This is a genomic window from Paraperibacillus marinus, from assembly GCF_046237605.1.
GTDB lineage: Bacteria > Bacillota > Bacilli > Bacillales > DSM-1321 > Paraperibacillus > Paraperibacillus marinus.
The window spans coordinates 2,252,613-2,268,653 of the sequence record NZ_CP143542.1 but is presented as its reverse complement, the minus strand read 5'-3'; the positions used below and the strand labels follow the sequence as shown (position 1 = coordinate 2,268,653).

The following is a 16,041-nucleotide window of genomic DNA, read 5'->3' as shown; positions in this document are numbered from 1 at the left end:
CCTTTAATTGCGGTGTTTTCTAAGTAAATATATTGGATGCAGTACCCGCAAGTCAAATGAAAATTTTAAAGTCACGAAAAAATTTATTAAACGTGTTTTTAAAATTTATTTTTCACCTGCAGCGGGTAAATGACAGTAGCATACTACACAAAAAAAGGGGAGTGTCCGTAATGAAGGAACAAGGCAAAAAGACTGTAGGGGAGTTCTTATTGGAATGCCTGCGCAAGGAATCCGTCACAGAAATTTTTGGTGTGCCGGGGGACTTTAATTTTCCCCTGCTCGATACCATAGAGGTATTTGAGGGTGTCAGCTTTATTACCAGCCGCAATGAATTAAATGGGGGATATGCCGCTGACGGATATGCGAGGCTAAAGGGAATGGGGGCGCTCATCACTACATTCGGTGTCGGCGAGATGAGTGCATGTAATTCGATTGCAGGTTCCTACAGCGAACATGTGCCTGTTGTGCATATTGTCGGGTCCCCTGAAAGCTCTCAGCAGAAGGAGGGGAAACTCCTTCATCACAGCTTGATGGATGGGGATTTCGGAGTCTTCCATCGTGCCTATCAGAACATTACCGCCTATTCGGCAGTAGTGACACCCGAAAATGCGGCAAAGGTAATTCCCGAAGCGCTTGCCGCAGCAAAGAATCAAAAAAAACCGGTCTATCTTCAAATTGCGATTGATGTGGTCACTCAGCCCCTTGGATCTGAAGTACAGCTTCCAGCCCAAACAAAAAAGAGCGATGAGAACCTGGGTCTGGCTGTGGAAAAAGCAGCAGAGCTGCTGAAATCAGCCAGGAGTCCCATCCTTCTCATGGACATCAAAGGCTATCGATGGCATCTGGAAGGCCAGATGGAGAAGCTGGCTGAGGTGCTGAATTCGCCGGTTGTCTCCCTTATGCAGGGTAAAGGCGGATTTAATGAACAGCACAAACTATATTTAGGAATGCTGGGGGGGCAGTTCGGAAGCAGCGAGGTGGCCCAGGCTGTCGCGGAGGCTGATTGTATTGTGGCGGCCGGGCTTCAGCGGTCTGATATGAATATGGCTAAATTCACCATTGAGCTGGATCAGGAGAAGCTGATCGATATCCAGCCGCACAGTATCAGGATAGGAAATAAAGAATTCGATAATGTGGGAGCCGAGGACTTCATCACTGAACTGCTTGAGAGGAATCTGCCCAAAAAGAATGCAGTGGTGGAGCACGCATTTCCTTATGACAGAAAAAGCGGGACAGGGGATGACAAGCTGGAAGCATCCGCTTATTATCCGCGGATTCAGGAAATGCTGAAGCCACAGGATGTGATTGTGGTCGAAACTGGCACGCTTTTCTACGGAATGTCCCAGGTCAGGCTTCCCGAGGGTGCATCCTACATTGCCCAGGGCGGCTGGCAGAGTATCGGCTACAGCTGCCCGGCAGCATTTGGGGCCGCCATGGCAGACCGCGACAGGAGGGTAATCCTGTTCACAGGCGATGGTTCGCTTCAGCTGACAGTCCAGGAAATCAGCTCCATGCTCGAACATGGCTGCCGGCCGATCATTTTCGTACTAAATAATCATGGCTATACGATTGAGAAATATCTGAACATCGAAACCGAGCATCAGCCTTATAACAATATCCCGCAGTGGGAATATGCAAAACTGCCGGCCGTATTTGGACATGATGCATTCACTTTGCAGGTCAGAACAAACAGAGAGCTGGATGAAGCCATATCGCAGGCTGAAAAAGAACAGGAGCAGAAGCTTTGTCTGATTGAAATGATCGTCGGGGATCCGATGGATGCACCACAGTATTTGAAGAAAATCAATGAATATATGGAAAAACAGCAATCCTGATATTCTTAGGCAGCGGCCTCCGCCGGATAACGGAACAAGGCGGGGGCTTTCCTATGGAAGCTAAAAGAGCGGGATAAAATGGTTATTAGAATATTCATATTATGCTATATTTATAGGGTATGGGATATAAGACATAGGAGGCAATAGAATGAATAAAGATTTTTACATACAAAACCGCAGTGATTTATATGAAAAGATAGAAGAAAACTCAATCCTTATACTCTTTGCCGGCAAGGCACCGCACAAAACGGCAGATGAGGCTTATAAATATATACCGAACCGAAACTTTTACTATTTGACCGGAATTGATGAACCGAACATCATCTATCTGGCATATAAACAGAAAGACAGGACAGACGAATATTTGTTCATCGAAAAATCCGATCCAGTGATGGAGAAATGGGTGGGCAAAACCATTTCAAGAGAAGAGTCAAAGGAAGTCTCGGGCATTGAAAACATTCAGTTTCTGGATCAATTTGAAGGATTCCTTTCAAGGATGCTGTTTTCTTCAAATCCAAACGGGCTGTATCTGGATCTTGAGAGAAGGGAATTGGATTCGCCGGCTACGAAGTCTCAAGCCTTTGCGGCCAGGATGCGTTCGAATTATCCTTCCCTCTCAATCAGGAATGTCTATCATGATATCTGCATTCTAAGAGTCTATAAAAAACCTGGGGAAGTTGAAAAAATCAAGCGGGCGATCGAGATTACCTATCAAGGCATTCAGGGTGTGATGAAGGCGGCCAAGCCTGGCATGAAGGAATACCAGCTCGAGGCACATTTTGACTTTGCCCTGAAATCAAATGGCGTGAAGCATCATGCCTTCAATACGATTGTTGCAAGCGGAGAAAACGGAACCATTCTTCACTATGAGCAAAATGATGCTGCTGTTGAAGAGGGAAGCCTCGTGCTTTTGGACCTCGGTGCACAGTTTGAATATTACAATGCCGATATCAGCTATACATACCCAGCCGGCGGAAAATTCACTGACAAACAGAAAACCTATTACAATCTGGTATTGAAGGCATTAAGGGAAACCACGGCACTGATTAAGCCGGGCACTCCTTTCGCAGAGCTTAACGAACACACGAAATCAGTCCTTGCTGAGGGCTGCATCGATGCGGGATTAATCAAGGATAAAAGTGAAATAAGCAATTATTATTATCATGGTGTCAGCCACTTCCTCGGCCTGGATACCCATGATGTTGGCGATTATAAAAACCTGATCCTCGAGCCCGGCATGGTACTCACAGTGGAGCCAGGACTTTATATCGCCGAAGAAGGAATCGGCATCAGGATTGAGGATGATGTACTCGTGACCGAAGATGGGCATGAAGTGCTGTCACAACAGATTTTCCGTTCGGTGGAAGAAATAGAAAGTTTTATGAAATAAAACGGGACCTCCCTTTTGAAGAGACCCACGTATATGAGACAAGGAAAAAACACCCCCTGAATCGTATTTATTAAATATGATTCCTAGGAGGGTGTTTTTCTTTGGGCACAAGAGTTCATTATCCAGAAGAAATAAAATGGAAAGCAATCAAAATGAAGCAAGAAGGGAAGAGCAACAGTGAAATAATGAGTCACCTTAATATTAAAAATAAATCACAGATTAAAACGTGGATGAAATGGTACAGGACAGGTCAAACCTATCGGTTTTCCCAAGAAGTAGGAAAGCAATACAGTTATGGGAAGGGGCTTGAGGAACTAAGTGAGGTTGAACAACTGAAAAGAAAGGTCAAACATCTTGAAGTACAAGTAGATATTTTAAAAAAGTACCAGGAACTCGAAAGGAGTTGGAGCCCCAAATCATTATTCAAGTAGTCGAAAGTCTATCCTCTGTTTATCAAATTATTGATATTCTTAAGGTATTAGGAATACCTAAGTCTACCTTTTATAGATGGAAGAAGAAATACAAGGTTATTGTCCTGACTCCATTAGAGGAGTTAGTTATCAAATTGTGCGAGGAAAACCACTATCACTATGGCCATCGTAAGATTAGATCTATACTGGATAGGAAATACAGGATTAAAGTAAATCGAAAAACAGTTCAAAAAATCATGCAAAAGTTCGATATTCAATGCCAAATTAAGAAAAAACGGCAAAAGCACATAAGTGGTGAGAGTAACATTGTCGTAGGGAATATCCTAAACCGGAATTTTATATCAAGCCGACCAGACGAGAAATGGGTAACAGACATCACGTACCTGCCGTATGGTACAACGATGTTGTATTTATCGACTATCATGGATTTATACAATAATGAGATTATTTCTTACACAATAAGTACATCCCAGGATATCAGCTTGGTGATGGAAAACTTAAAGGAAGCTGTGGAGCTGCGTAAGCCCGAAAACTTAATTCTTCACAGCGACCAGGGGTCTGTATATACTTCTTATGCCTATCAGAATTTCGCCAAAGAAAAAGGCATTACCACAAGCATGTCCCGAAAGGGAAACTGCCATGACAATGCCGTAATCGAATCCTTTCACTCCTCGCTAAAGTCGGAAGGATTCAACGCTCAAGCAAGAGCATCTATGTCCAATTCTAAAGTAGTATATTTGGTAAATCAATATATGTATCGTTACAACCATATACGGATTCAGGAAAAATTAAACTACCTGTCCCCTCTTGAATATAGGGAACAGGTAGCATAGGTGTTTTTTCCAAGTCTCATATTGAAGGGTCAGTTCACTTTACAGGGGGGTGTTTTTTTGGGCTGGCTTTGAGAACTCTGCATGATACTGGCCACAAACATTCAGCCAAAAATCTCTATTGGAAAAAGGATAGATCCAATTTTTGTCGAATTTTATAGTATTAAGAAAGAATTTAGAGGTGTCGTTTTGAAATTTACTATATCCAGTACACATCTTCAATCTGCCCTGGGAGATGTAGTGAGGGCCGTATCGGCAAGGACTGCTTTTCCCATCCTGTCGGGAGTCAAAATAGCTGCAGGGAGATCGGGGCTTTCCCTGACTGCAGGCAATTCGGATTTTATCATCGAAAGATTTATTAGCGCCGCCTGGGATGAAGGAGCAGCACAAATAGAGCATGAGGGAACGGCGGTCCTGCCAGCACAGCTATTCCATAATATTGTGAGGAAACTGCCGGGTGACATCACCATTTATTTTAGTGGAAATCATAGAGCCGAAGTAAGTTCCAAAGGAATTCATACAGTGATAAGCGGTATGGATCCGGAGGAGTATCCGGCTCTTCCATCTGTTGAGGAAACTTTCCAGGCTGAGATGGAGGCAGCTCAGCTTCTCGAACTAATCAAGGGAACCGCTTTTGCTGTTTCAAAAAATCAGTCCCGTCCGGTTCTTACCGGTGTTTTTATGAAGTTCCAGGAAAACTTCATAGATTGTGCGGCCACTGATTCACATCGTCTGGCCAGGAAGAAGCTCAAACTTTCTGGATCTCTGGAGACGTCAGTCATCATTCCTAGCATCAGCCTGAATGAGCTGGCGAGGCTGCTGAACAATGGAAGCGGTACTGTCCAGATCACCATCAGCGAGGCTTATGCTATTTTCAATTTCAACGGAACATCTCTTTATTCCCGTCTCATCGAAGGAAACTATCCTAATATCTCGGGTCTTGCTTCCGGACAGTTCAAATCGGCTGTCACTCTCGATCGCAGGAAGCTGCTTGAAGGAATTGAGCGGGCCGGACTTTTTACAAGCCATTGGAAAAACCATAATATCCACCTGAACCTGGAAAACAGGAACTCCCTCAGGATTGCCACCACCTCAAACGAAACGGGTAAAATAGAAGAGTTTCAAAAAGTCGCGGAGTTACAAGGTGATGGCGAGTTTTCAGTCATGCTCGACGGACATTTTTTATCAGATGCGCTAAAGTCCATGACCGATGAGGAAGTGGTGTTGAAATTCGATGGCACCATGCGTCCCGTTCTGGTGCATCCCGCTCGAGGCGGAGAGCATCTGCACTTGATTTCGCCTGTGCGTTCATTCTGATTAAAAAAAGGGGATGTTCTAATGAAACAGCTTCATCTTATTGTAAAAGGAAGGGTACAGGGAGTCGGTTTCCGCTATTTCACCCAAATGGAAGCGATGGAGCATGGAATCAAAGGCTGGGTAAAGAATAATGATGATGGCTCTGTTGAAATTATGGCACAGGGGAAGCAAGAGGATCTTTCAGCTTTTCTGTCACGAATAGAAAAAGGAAGTCCTTTCTCAAAAGTGGATTCTGTAATATCGGAAGAAACACCAGCAGCAGAGTCTTTGACAAAATTCACTATAAAAGGCTGAAAAGAAGTAAGAGGCTGCATCATATGCAGTCTGCATATTTTTTTTGTGGAATAGGGGGCGGAGCTGCATGACTTCCTGCAGCTAGTTGTGAACATCAAATCTTGGCGGCATTGCTGCCTGCGCCTTACACCGATCCACAAGCCTTACTGTGTTTGTTCTTGCTCATGTCTAGGTTCCTTTCCATGCATGGGCTGCGAGTAGAAAACCATGTTTGTTTTATGCCTGTCTTCAGATTCGTTTCAAACAGCAGGTCAATCAGGAGCATAAGGGTGGATCTTGCTGTGATATCATAGCCGCCATATTGGACGCGTCCGACTTTCATGCTGAGGTTCGTTTAACCATCCGGCTCAGCGGGGAAAATCGGAGGCATTGGTGACTGGTGACGAGTTGACGAATGGGAAGGAGACTCACTATGTTAGGGCTCCCTCTTTATTTTTCTCTGGGAAAATTTGAAAAACTTCTTCCTCTCAAACTCTCGCGAACATGCATTAAAAAGAAAAGTTGTTCAAATAGGAAAAAATGGATGTTTTGCTTCATTCAACTTCTAAAAATGGAGGGGTGCTTCATGAATTATCATATTCGTGTCCGAGCCGGAGCATTGATCATAAAGGATGAAAAAATACTTTTAATAGAATTCCGGGATGAAAGAGGACTTCATTATAATCTTCCTGCAGGCGGAGCAGAGCCGGGCGAGTCCATCCGCGAGGCTGTGCGCAGGGAAGCATTTGAGGAGGCTTCTGTTGATGTGGCTGTTGGGGAACTGGCGTTTATTTATGAATATGCTCCTCATGAATGCGGCCATCGATTCGGCAATACCCATTCACTTGGCTTAATGTTCGAATGTGAACTCGCGCCAGGTTCTGAAGCCAGGCTGCCGAAACAGCCGGATGCCAATCAGACAGGGGTAAAGTGGGTGGCGATATCCGATCTTGCAGGAATCGTCTTATATCCGAATATTGCAGACCGAATCCGGACTTTTGCGAAGAAACGGAAAACACTTCCAATCATCGAGGAAAAGGCACTGGTAGAATACAGATAAATAACAGATAGGGGGAAGCGAACATGGAATGCTTTGGCTGCAAACTTGCAAATGGCAAAGAACATGTATTTTCTATATATGAAGATGACTGGGTGAGCTGCATTTTGGATCATGATCCATGGAATGAGGGGCATGTACTGATCTTGCCGAAAAAACACGCACGGTACATAGAGGATATGGATGAAGAAGCACAAACAGCAGTGATGAAGGCAGCCTCTATCCTATCAAAGGCGGTGAAGCAGATGTCCCGTCCTGACGGAATCACCATCTGCCAGAATGGCGGTACATTTGATGAGCTGACTCATTTTCATATGCATATTGTGCCCCGTTATAATGGAGAGTGCTTTGCTTCCTTTTATTCTGAATCAGAGTGGGAAAATGATCATTTAAAAGATAGACTTTCTCTCACCCAGAAGAAATTAAAGAATATCATATCTGATTTAGCAGGGTAAAAGACATAGAAAACGCCCCCTTATACCAGGGAGCGGAAATATCAAATACTATTCGAATGACACATACTGCCTCAGCGTCTGCTGAAGGGTCCCTTTTGTTTCAGCCATATTTTCAAAGCTGACACCGCTATGGATCATCCTGCGGACAAGCTCCGCCCGAAGCCCTGAAATGACAGCATCACAGCCCATCATCTGGATTCCGGTTATGATTTTCTGAAGATGAACAATCTCATTCTGATCCATGGTTGCGATGCCTGACAAATCAAGGATCAGCTTTTGAAGTTTCAGGTTCGATATCTCGGTCAGGACTTTTTCTTCGATAATATTCATCCGGTAAGAATCCATCATGCCAATCAAGGGAAGGACAGCAACAGAAGAGCTGATGGGAATGATGGGAACAGAAAGGCGTTCCACGAGCTTTCTTTGAGAGTTCAGCAATTCGTCCCTGTAATTGGAATAATTGATCATAAACGTATTCAGGAATTGATCTATACTATCATTGACACTCTTCTCCAGAGCGAAGAAGTCCTCTATTTTCATATTCCTTGAAATGCTTTTTTCATATTGATGCAGGAAATGCCATAGGGTCCGCCGGATCGCCTGAACCCATTCGAGCTTGAATGCCAAAGTCAGGGAATGCTCCGCCCAGGCGGCACCTTCCTGTTCTGCAAATCGGACCAGCTCTTCGTCATTTTGTTCGACAATGTAAATGACAAGCCTTTGCGCATTCTTCAATAAGTCGATATTACCTTTATTAAGTATATCCCTTATTTTTGTCGCAACATTGACAGCCTCTGTCAGTAATTTTTTTTCGAAATCAGCATTGTTTTCGCGGATGAACTTTGTTAAATCCTCCTGCTCGTTCAAAACAATACTCATAGGAAAGTCTCCCCTTTCAATTTTATGCGAATAATAATATTCGACATAAAAGGAGAAATTCCTTCATACTAAACTCCTGTTTTTAAAGAAACTTCCATTTTATCGTTAGACTTTTCGTTCCGGCAGGATCGGCAAACATATACTCTCCTCAAAAAAAATTCTGAAGAGTACACCTTCATGCACTTTACACAGCGGATATATGATGAAGTTGAAACGGCCATCTGCAAGCCTCCTCATTCATTTTCCCCATCATCATATTGTGCCGGCTTGGCAAATGTGCCCCGGGAAACAAAAAAAGGGACCGGGTTGATTCCCGGTCCCCAAACTATTATTTATCATTATTTGGGAATGCTGCTTGATCGATGGTTCCCTCGAAATAATCATCCCCGACCTGTTCATGTGTCTAAGCAAACCCCTGTTCAAGCTGGGTTTTGGCTTTATAATCATCTGTCCTGAAATATCTGCCTGCAATATCCTGTGTATTTACGTCTTTTCCTTTTTGGCTGTTATTTTTCATAGAATAATCTCCCTTCACCAGTATTTTTGCTGAAAGAGGAAATATTCTAACCGAAAAATAAAAGTTTCGCCGACTCAGGAGATTTTGTAAAATAATGAATCAGGATATTCTAAAAGCTTTCGGGCTGTGATACAATGAAACAGATAATTGAATAAACGGAACACAAGGGGAGCGTTTAAGCTGAGAGTGAATAGCCTGCTATTCTGACCCTTCGAACCTGTTAGATAATTCTAGCGCAGGGATGTGTATGAACACGTGAAGAAGACCTTTCTGATTACAGGTCTCCCTTTTGTTTCGTTGTGGAATGAAAAGGGGGATTTTTTTATGGGGAAAAAATTAAGGTTAAACACCATGATCGAGGCTGCATTCTTTGCCGCATTTGCTTTTGTGCTGGATATGCTGCCATCCATCAAACTTGGTCCATGGATTTCGATTGCAATCGCCATGGTTCCGATATTCATTGTGGCATTCCGCTGGGGCTTTAAAGCAAGCTTCGCTGCCGGCTTTTTATGGGGGCTGCTGCAGATTGTCCTGGGCGATGCCGACGACATTCTTTCACCGCTGCAGGGCTTTATTGAATACTTTATCGCTTTTTCTTTCATAGGATTCGCCGGTCTGTTTTACGGACCGATCCAAAAGGCGCTCCATGGCGGCAGAAAAAAAAGAGCTCTGCTGTTAATCTCACTGGCTGTCCTGGCCGGCAGCCTGGCAAGGTATTTCTGGCATTTCCTCGCCGGCATCATATTCTGGGGTATCTATGCACCTGATGGACTGTCACCCGTCTTGTATTCACTTATCGTTAACGGTGGAACCATGATCGGATCCGCCGTACTCTGCGCGATTGTCTTGAACCTGCTCATTGGCAGCGCACCGCGTATCATCAAGCAAAAACAGACAGATTCCAATACAGTAAGCAGAAAAGCTATTTAATGCATTGAAAAGGAGGGGGGATATCCCTCCTTTTTTTTGTGGAAAAGGGCGGAGCTGCATGGATTAAAAGGCTTCCTGCAGCTGGGTGAGCCACCATGCATCTTCCTGGCATTCCTGATGATGTCTTGTTCCGCTCCACCGCCTTATTGTGTTTGTTTCTGCTCTTCTCTAAGTTCTATTTCATGCATGGGTTGTGATGAAAAAATTCATGTGGCTTTTATGTGGAAAATATCTGACTTATGTTCCGGGATACAGAACAGGCACCTATACAGGGCTTTTTTCATAGTTTAGAGGGAGTTGATGAAGAAAGGACTGTATGCTTAATGTATTATGAACCTTATTACGATTATTATGATGATTATTATAATTATGACTATGACGGATACGACTATTATGATGAGACAATAAGACAGCAGATTCCCGGCAGCTTTCCCGGTGGTTTTCCCGGCGGGACGCCAGGGGGCTTCCCGGGCGGATCGCAGGGCGGCTATCCCGGCGGGCAGCCCGGCGGTTTCCCCGGATACCCTGGGGGAGGCGGCCAGCAGCAGACGGCACAATTGCCGCCGCCGCCTGCATTCACCCCTCAGCAGCCAACAGCACAGACCTTTGCAGTAGATCCAGGCGGCATCAGAAGATGTCTCTACCGCAACACCTATGTCTGGCTGAATAACGGCAGAAGTTTTTGGTTTTATCCTACTTTTGTAGGAAGAACATCCATTGCCGGCTTCCGCTGGAGAGGATTTGGATGGGTATACTACGGCACTAACCTGAGACGAATCCGTTCTTTCCAATGTTTCTGAGATAAAGAAGGGAAGATCGGATTTGCATATGGAACGAAAAGTCCTTCATATTCCTTATGAAGGACTTTTCGTCATCCCGAGCTTAGCAAAAAGTCCTTCATCCATCTATAAACTCAATACCGCCTGCTAAATAACCTTTCTGAAATACCCGGGCTCAGACACAGTGCAAGATCGTCCACTTCACCAGCCAGCCTATAAATCTCAATGATATTCCATAAACATTATTACTCCGGTAAGGATGAAGCTGTGCTATAACAAAAAATATAGAATTATTTACATAAATGACTAGACATTTAGTTTAAAAGAATTATAATTATGGTTACAGAGGTTTTGAAAACGCTTTTACAAAATGGAGGAGTTTATTCATATGAAAAAGATATTGCTTGCGTGTAGTTCTGGTATGTCAACGAGCTTGCTGGTTACAAAGATGGAGCAGCATGCTGCATCGGTCGGTGATGAGGTTAAGATCTGGGCTGTAGGCCAGGATCAGGCGAAAAAGGAAATGGCGGATGCGGATGTAGTATTGATTGGGCCTCAGATGAGCTTTTTGAAAGGCGAGCTTCAAAAGGAAGCGGAGCAATATAGAATCAATGTTGAGGTCATCGATATGATGGCTTATGGAATGGCTGATGGAAAGAAAGCTTACGAGCAGGCACTTACATTAATGGTGGAGTAAATCATGGATAACGCAGCACTCGAGAGTTTTACGGAGGAACAGATCAATTTCATGTTGATTCTCCATAGCGGCAATGCCAGAGGAAAAATCATTGGAGCCCTGAGGGAATACAGGACGGGTAACTTAGAAGGATCGGAGCGGCTGATGAATGAGGCGGAAGGGGATCTGCGTTCTGCCCATGAAATTCATTTTAAGCTTGTCCAAAGAGAGGCATCCGGAAATAAAGTGGATTTTGCCCTGCTGCTGATGCATGCGGAGGATCATTTGATGTCCACACTGACCATGAAAGAGCTGGTGAAGGAATTCCTTGAGATATTCAAACAGAAGAATATTTAATTTTTCGGTCATATAAGGGGGAAATTGTGTGTTAGATAAGCTGAGTCAATATCTTGTCCCGATTGCGGGGAAGCTGAATAATAACCGTTATCTTTCTGTTCTGCGGGATGCCTTTATGCTGTCATTTCCGCTCACCATCTTTGGTTCGATTTTCGTGGTTCTGACTAACCTGCCCTTTTTAAATAAAATCATGAGTGAAGGGTCACTCGGTACGTTCCGGGAAATGTTCGGCAATGCTTCTTCCGTGACGATGGGAATTATGTCCATATTTGTTGTATTCGGCATAGGCTATTATTTGTCCAAGAGCTATGAAGTGGAGGCGGTATTTGGAGGGGCCATCGCGCTTGTATCCTTTTTGCTGCTGACACCGCTCACTGTACAGACTGAAAATGGAGAAGCCATCCAGGGTGTGCTCGCACTTGACCGATTAGGTGCAAAAGGGATGTTCCTTGGAATGATCACAGCCTTCCTTTCAGCAGAAATTTACAGAAAGGTCGTACAAAAGAACATCACCATCAAGATGCCTCCCGGTGTCCCGCCGGCTATAGCCAAATCGTTTGCTGCCTTGATACCAGCCCTCATTACTCTTACAGTTTTTTTGGCAGTGAATGTGATTGTCACCCAGTTGTTCAATACAAATATGCATGATGTAATTTATAAAGCCATCCAGGCGCCGCTTGTCGGGCTGGGAAGCGGAATCGTCCCGACGATGATCGCTATCTTCTTCATCCAAATCCTTTGGTTTTTCGGGCTTCATGGGCAGATCATCATCAACTCTGTGATGGATCCTATCTGGAATACACTGCAGGTTGAAAACTTGAATGCTTATACGAATGGAGAAGAAATCCCGCATATCATTTCAAAACCGTTCATGGAAATCTATACAGTTGGAATGGGCGGTACAGGCAGAACCCTCGCTGTAATCATTGCAATCCTGGTATTCATGAAGAGCAAGCAGATGAAACAGGTAGGGAAGCTCGGCCTTGGACCCGGAATCTTTAATGTAAATGAACCGATCATCTTCGGTCTGCCTATCGTAATGAATCCGATGGTCCTTGTGCCATGGTTCCTTGCGCCTATGATCGTGACACTGGTTTCATATTTCGCCATGGCTTCAGGCATCGTTCCGCCTCCTACAGGTGTAACCGTGCCATGGACGGTTCCTGTGTTCATTAATGGAATGATGGCGACCAATTCTATTGCGGGCGGACTGCTGCAGCTTGTGAACATGGCCATCGTCTTTGTCATCTGGTTCCCTTTCCTAAAGATCATCGATCGTGTAAATATGAAAAAAGAGCAGGAAGAATTGGACAAGGCTTCTTGATAAAAAAACAGGGATAGAGGAGGGGGATTTCAAGTGGGCCCGCCTCCTTTCCCTGTTTTTTTAGGTTGTTTTTGCAAATATTGTGACTTTGGAACAAGAAAGTTTATTTCCGCTGCAGGCACTCCATTGGAGCGGGTCTGGCGGTGATCCTCCTCGTCTTCGCCTGTGGTGTGTCCACTGTCCCGCATATCCCGCAGGAGTCTCGCGCCTGAAGCGTAAGTCCACTTGCATAATAATTAAATCTCCTCACAGGACACATTATAAAACGAAAATTTTTTTAGAAAAGAACCTTCATTAATTTAAATATGATTTAGGGAAAGACATGCTTTTTTCTATTTAATTTGAATTTTTACAGTCTCACTGTATCTTTAAGTCAATATTCTATTATAATTTAGGTAGTACTTTTTAAGGTGGTTCTTTTATGAACAAGTATGAAGCGATCTCCATTGAAGTCAGGAAAAGAATAAAAGAAGGGTATTATTCCATTAACCAGCCGATTCCGGATGAAAAGTCGCTGGCCACGGAATTTGGCTGCAGCCGGATGACCATGAAAAGGGCGCTCGATGTCCTTGTTATGGAGGGGCTTCTGTACCGCAAGAGGGGACACGGCACCTTCATCGTCAAGTCGGCTTTTAAGGACAGCCGTGTAAATGTTGTGAGCAATGAAGTGCTGGGGCTTTCCAGGCTTATAAATGATAAAGAAATCACAAGCAAGGTCATCCGGTTTGAGGTCCAGTTTCCATCAGAAGAGGTTGCAGCACACCTGGCGGTTGATATTACTACACCAGTATATTATCTGATCCGCCTCAGGCTGGTCGATGGAGAGCCTTATGTTCTGGAAAAAACCTATATGCCAACAACACTCATTCCAGGGATTAATGATGAAATTCTCCATAGTTCAATTTATGACTATATTATCAATAAACTGGAGCTTACAATAGCAGGCTCACACCGGAAAATCCGGGCTAGCAAGTCTGAGAAGCTTGATCAAGAACATTTGGAATGCCAGAGCGACGACCCTATCCTTGAGGTGGAGCATGTCGGCTTCTTGAACAATGGTGTTCCGTTTGAATATTCGTTTTCCCGGCACCGGTATGATAAGTTTGAGGTAACGACCGTAAATCTCAGATAATAGGGGGAGTCTTATATGTTAGGAGCAATAGAGGCAGGCGGAACAAAATTTGTCTGTGCGGTAGGAGATGAATCTGGAAAAGTACTGGATAAAATCCAGATCCCGACCACCGTCCCAGAGGAAACGATGCCGGGTGTGATCCAGTTTTTCAAAGAGCATCAGGTTGAGGCAATCGGGATCGGCTCTTTCGGACCGATCGATATCAACACGGGGAGTGCGTCATACGGGAATATAACCTCCACTCCAAAAGAGGGATGGAGAGACTATCCGCTTCTTGGTGCGGTCAAAGATACGTTTTCGGTACCTGTGGGATTTAATACGGATGTAAATGCAGCTGCGCTTGGGGAAGCGGTTTATGGTGCGGCCAAGGGACTGGACAGCTGCCTTTATATTACGGTCGGGACAGGAATCGGAGCCGGGGCAGTGGTCCAGGGGAAGCTGGTCCAGGGACTGAGCCACCCGGAAATGGGGCATATCCTTGTCCGCCGCCACCCACAGGATACATTTTCAGGAAAATGTCCTTTCCATCAAGACTGCCTGGAGGGACTGGCTGCAGGACCGGCCATTGAAGCCAGGTGGGGCTCGAAGGGCTATGATCTCGTGGAACGTGCAGAGGTATGGGAGATGGAAGGCTTTTATCTGGCTCAGGCACTGATGCAGTACATTTTGATTCTCTCGCCAAAACGAATCATAATGGGCGGCGGTGTCATGAAACAACAGCAGATTTTCAGCTCAATCTATAAAAATCTGCAGGAACTGATTAATGATTATGTCGAGCTTCCTGAGCTTTCAAAGTATATCGTAAGCCCGGGACTGTCAGATCTCGCAGGAATAACAGGTTCCTTGCTTCTTGCTAAAGAAGCGCTCATGAATGAAAAACCGTAAGCAGGAGGATATATTGTGCAGCCATTATTTTTAAAGCCGGTTTTCCAGGAAAGAATTTGGGGCGGAACAGCACTGAGAGACGAATTTGGTTATTCCATCCCTTCAGAAAAAACAGGGGAATGCTGGGCCATTTCTGCCCATCCGAATGGGCCATCCGTTGTTGAAAATGGTCCGCATGCAGGGATGACCCTAAGCGGACTTTGGAAGGCGGAGCCCGGTCTTTTTGGGAATCCAATCGAAAAAGTATTCCCGCTGCTCACCAAGATCCTGGATGCCTCCATGGATCTCTCGGTACAGGTTCATCCAGATGATACATATGCAGCCCGGCATGAAAACGGAGAATTAGGCAAGACAGAGTGCTGGTATATTGTGGACTGCAAAGAAGGTGCAAACATGATTTACGGCCACACGGCCTCCACCAGGGGAGAGCTTGAGGAAAAAATTGCGGAGGGAAAGTGGGACGAATTGCTCCGCAGAGTAAAAATCAAGCCAGGAGACTTCTTTTATGTTCCAAGCGGTACCATTCATGCCCTGTGCGAAGGAACCCTTGTGCTTGAAACCCAGCAGAGCTCTGATACCACATACCGTGTGTATGATTACAACCGGAGGGACGACAAAGGAAATCTCCGGGAATTGCATTTAGACAAAGCGATTGATGTAACAACCGTACCCCACGAAGATGGCAGGAATGATGTTAAATCTGAATCAGTGACGGGCGCGGAAATCACTTCCTTTATCCAATCAGAATTTTTCTCCGTATCTAAATGGGATGTAAAAGGAAAAGCTTCTTTTTTTTATCCTGAAACCTATTTGCTTGCAAGCGTCATCGAAGGTTCCGGCACCTTGGGCGCTGATGGCGAAGTGTACGAACTAAAGAAAGGCCGGCACTTCATCGTTCCAGTCGGCATGGAAGAACTGACGATAGAAGGCGATTGCCGGCTGATTGTATCACATCCTTAAATAGGACAGGAAAA

The 16,041-nt window shown here is 44.7% G+C and carries 17 protein-coding genes, 2 pseudogenes and 1 riboswitch; of the genes and pseudogenes, 15 read left to right on the top strand and 4 right to left on the bottom strand.

Annotated elements, in window-relative coordinates:
* Nucleotides 1-170 precede the first annotated feature (170 nt).
* The 5 genes from V1498_RS11610 to V1498_RS11590 all read left to right on the top strand — a co-directional run bounded on the left by V1498_RS11610 (nucleotide 171) and on the right by V1498_RS11590 (nucleotide 6,097).
* Nucleotides 171-1,835, top strand: a complete 1,665-nt coding sequence (locus tag V1498_RS11610) for an alpha-keto acid decarboxylase family protein (RefSeq protein ID WP_409293801.1) — start codon at nucleotides 171-173, stop codon at nucleotides 1,833-1,835.
* Nucleotides 1,836-1,983: 148 nt separating this feature from the next.
* Complete coding sequence (locus V1498_RS11605) at nucleotides 1,984-3,225, top strand: aminopeptidase P family protein (RefSeq protein ID WP_409293800.1); 1,242 nt, start codon at nucleotides 1,984-1,986, stop codon at nucleotides 3,223-3,225.
* Nucleotides 3,226-3,326: 101 nt separating this feature from the next.
* Nucleotides 3,327-4,489, top strand: a protein-coding gene (locus V1498_RS11600) for an IS3 family transposase (protein WP_409293798.1) whose coding sequence is annotated in 2 segments (ribosomal slippage) — nucleotides 3,327-3,603 and nucleotides 3,603-4,489 — 1,164 coding nt in all. Because the reading frame shifts where the segments join, the coding sequence is not laid out codon by codon here.
* Nucleotides 4,490-4,675: 186 nt separating this feature from the next.
* Nucleotides 4,676-5,803: a DNA polymerase III subunit beta gene (gene dnaN, locus V1498_RS11595; RefSeq protein WP_409293796.1), complete on the top strand. Its 1,128-nt coding sequence runs from the start codon at nucleotides 4,676-4,678 to the stop codon at nucleotides 5,801-5,803.
* 21 nt (nucleotides 5,804-5,824) lie between these two features.
* Complete coding sequence (locus V1498_RS11590; RefSeq protein ID WP_409293794.1) at nucleotides 5,825-6,097, top strand: acylphosphatase; 273 nt, start codon at nucleotides 5,825-5,827, stop codon at nucleotides 6,095-6,097.
* 124 nt (nucleotides 6,098-6,221) lie between these two features.
* Here the strand turns inward: V1498_RS11590 and V1498_RS11585 are convergent, their stop codons facing one another.
* A complete protein-coding gene (locus V1498_RS11585) occupies nucleotides 6,222-6,419 on the bottom strand; it encodes a hypothetical protein (protein WP_409293792.1) in 198 nt (65 codons plus the stop codon).
* Between the two features lie 243 nt (nucleotides 6,420-6,662).
* On the opposite strand from V1498_RS11585, the gene V1498_RS11580 reads away from it, so the two are divergent.
* Together V1498_RS11580 and V1498_RS11575 are read left to right on the top strand one after the other, a co-directional pair.
* Complete coding sequence (locus V1498_RS11580; protein WP_409293790.1) at nucleotides 6,663-7,136, top strand: NUDIX domain-containing protein; 474 nt, start codon at nucleotides 6,663-6,665, stop codon at nucleotides 7,134-7,136.
* Between the two features lie 23 nt (nucleotides 7,137-7,159).
* Nucleotides 7,160-7,588 (top strand): HIT family protein, encoded by a 429-nt coding sequence (locus V1498_RS11575; protein WP_409293788.1) that lies wholly within the window; start codon nucleotides 7,160-7,162, stop codon nucleotides 7,586-7,588.
* Between the two features lie 48 nt (nucleotides 7,589-7,636).
* Here the strand turns inward: V1498_RS11575 and V1498_RS11570 are convergent, their stop codons facing one another.
* The 3 genes and pseudogenes from V1498_RS11570 to V1498_RS11560 form a co-directional block, all read right to left on the bottom strand.
* On the bottom strand, nucleotides 7,637-8,467 hold the full coding sequence (locus tag V1498_RS11570) for an STAS domain-containing protein (RefSeq protein ID WP_409293787.1): 831 nt from the start codon (nucleotides 8,465-8,467) through the stop codon (nucleotides 7,637-7,639).
* 328 nt (nucleotides 8,468-8,795) lie between these two features.
* Nucleotides 8,796-8,849, bottom strand: a pseudogene (locus V1498_RS11565) (hypothetical protein); the annotation flags it as partial.
* Between the two features lie 21 nt (nucleotides 8,850-8,870).
* A pseudogene (locus tag V1498_RS11560) lies at nucleotides 8,871-8,951 on the bottom strand (DUF4025 domain-containing protein); the annotation flags it as partial.
* Nucleotides 8,952-9,139: 188 nt separating this feature from the next.
* A riboswitch (TPP riboswitch) is annotated at nucleotides 9,140-9,243 on the top strand.
* A gap of 65 nt (nucleotides 9,244-9,308) precedes the next feature.
* Between V1498_RS11560 and thiT the strand changes: the two are divergent.
* The 8 genes from thiT to manA all read left to right on the top strand — a co-directional run bounded on the left by thiT (nucleotide 9,309) and on the right by manA (nucleotide 16,027).
* A complete protein-coding gene (gene thiT, locus V1498_RS11555; protein ID WP_409293785.1) occupies nucleotides 9,309-9,914 on the top strand; it encodes an energy-coupled thiamine transporter ThiT in 606 nt (201 codons plus the stop codon).
* A 323-nt stretch (nucleotides 9,915-10,237) separates the two neighbouring features.
* A complete protein-coding gene (locus V1498_RS11550; protein ID WP_409293783.1) occupies nucleotides 10,238-10,714 on the top strand; it encodes a hypothetical protein in 477 nt (158 codons plus the stop codon).
* 367 nt (nucleotides 10,715-11,081) lie between these two features.
* Nucleotides 11,082-11,390, top strand: coding sequence for a PTS sugar transporter subunit IIB (locus V1498_RS11545; protein WP_409293781.1), 309 nt, complete (start codon nucleotides 11,082-11,084; stop codon nucleotides 11,388-11,390).
* 3 nt (nucleotides 11,391-11,393) lie between these two features.
* Complete coding sequence (locus V1498_RS11540; RefSeq protein WP_409293779.1) at nucleotides 11,394-11,726, top strand: PTS lactose/cellobiose transporter subunit IIA; 333 nt, start codon at nucleotides 11,394-11,396, stop codon at nucleotides 11,724-11,726.
* A gap of 28 nt (nucleotides 11,727-11,754) precedes the next feature.
* Nucleotides 11,755-13,050 carry a PTS cellobiose transporter subunit IIC gene (gene celB, locus V1498_RS11535; protein WP_409293777.1) on the top strand — a complete coding sequence of 432 codons (1,296 nt, stop codon included), beginning with the start codon at nucleotides 11,755-11,757 and terminating at the stop codon, nucleotides 13,048-13,050.
* A 421-nt stretch (nucleotides 13,051-13,471) separates the two neighbouring features.
* Nucleotides 13,472-14,182, top strand: coding sequence for a GntR family transcriptional regulator (locus tag V1498_RS11530; protein WP_409293775.1), 711 nt, complete (start codon nucleotides 13,472-13,474; stop codon nucleotides 14,180-14,182).
* A 15-nt stretch (nucleotides 14,183-14,197) separates the two neighbouring features.
* On the top strand, nucleotides 14,198-15,067 hold the full coding sequence (locus V1498_RS11525; protein WP_409293773.1) for an ROK family protein: 870 nt from the start codon (nucleotides 14,198-14,200) through the stop codon (nucleotides 15,065-15,067).
* Between the two features lie 12 nt (nucleotides 15,068-15,079).
* Nucleotides 15,080-16,027, top strand: a complete 948-nt coding sequence (gene manA / locus V1498_RS11520) for a mannose-6-phosphate isomerase, class I (RefSeq protein WP_409299259.1) — start codon at nucleotides 15,080-15,082, stop codon at nucleotides 16,025-16,027.
* Nucleotides 16,028-16,041: the final 14 nt, after the last annotated feature.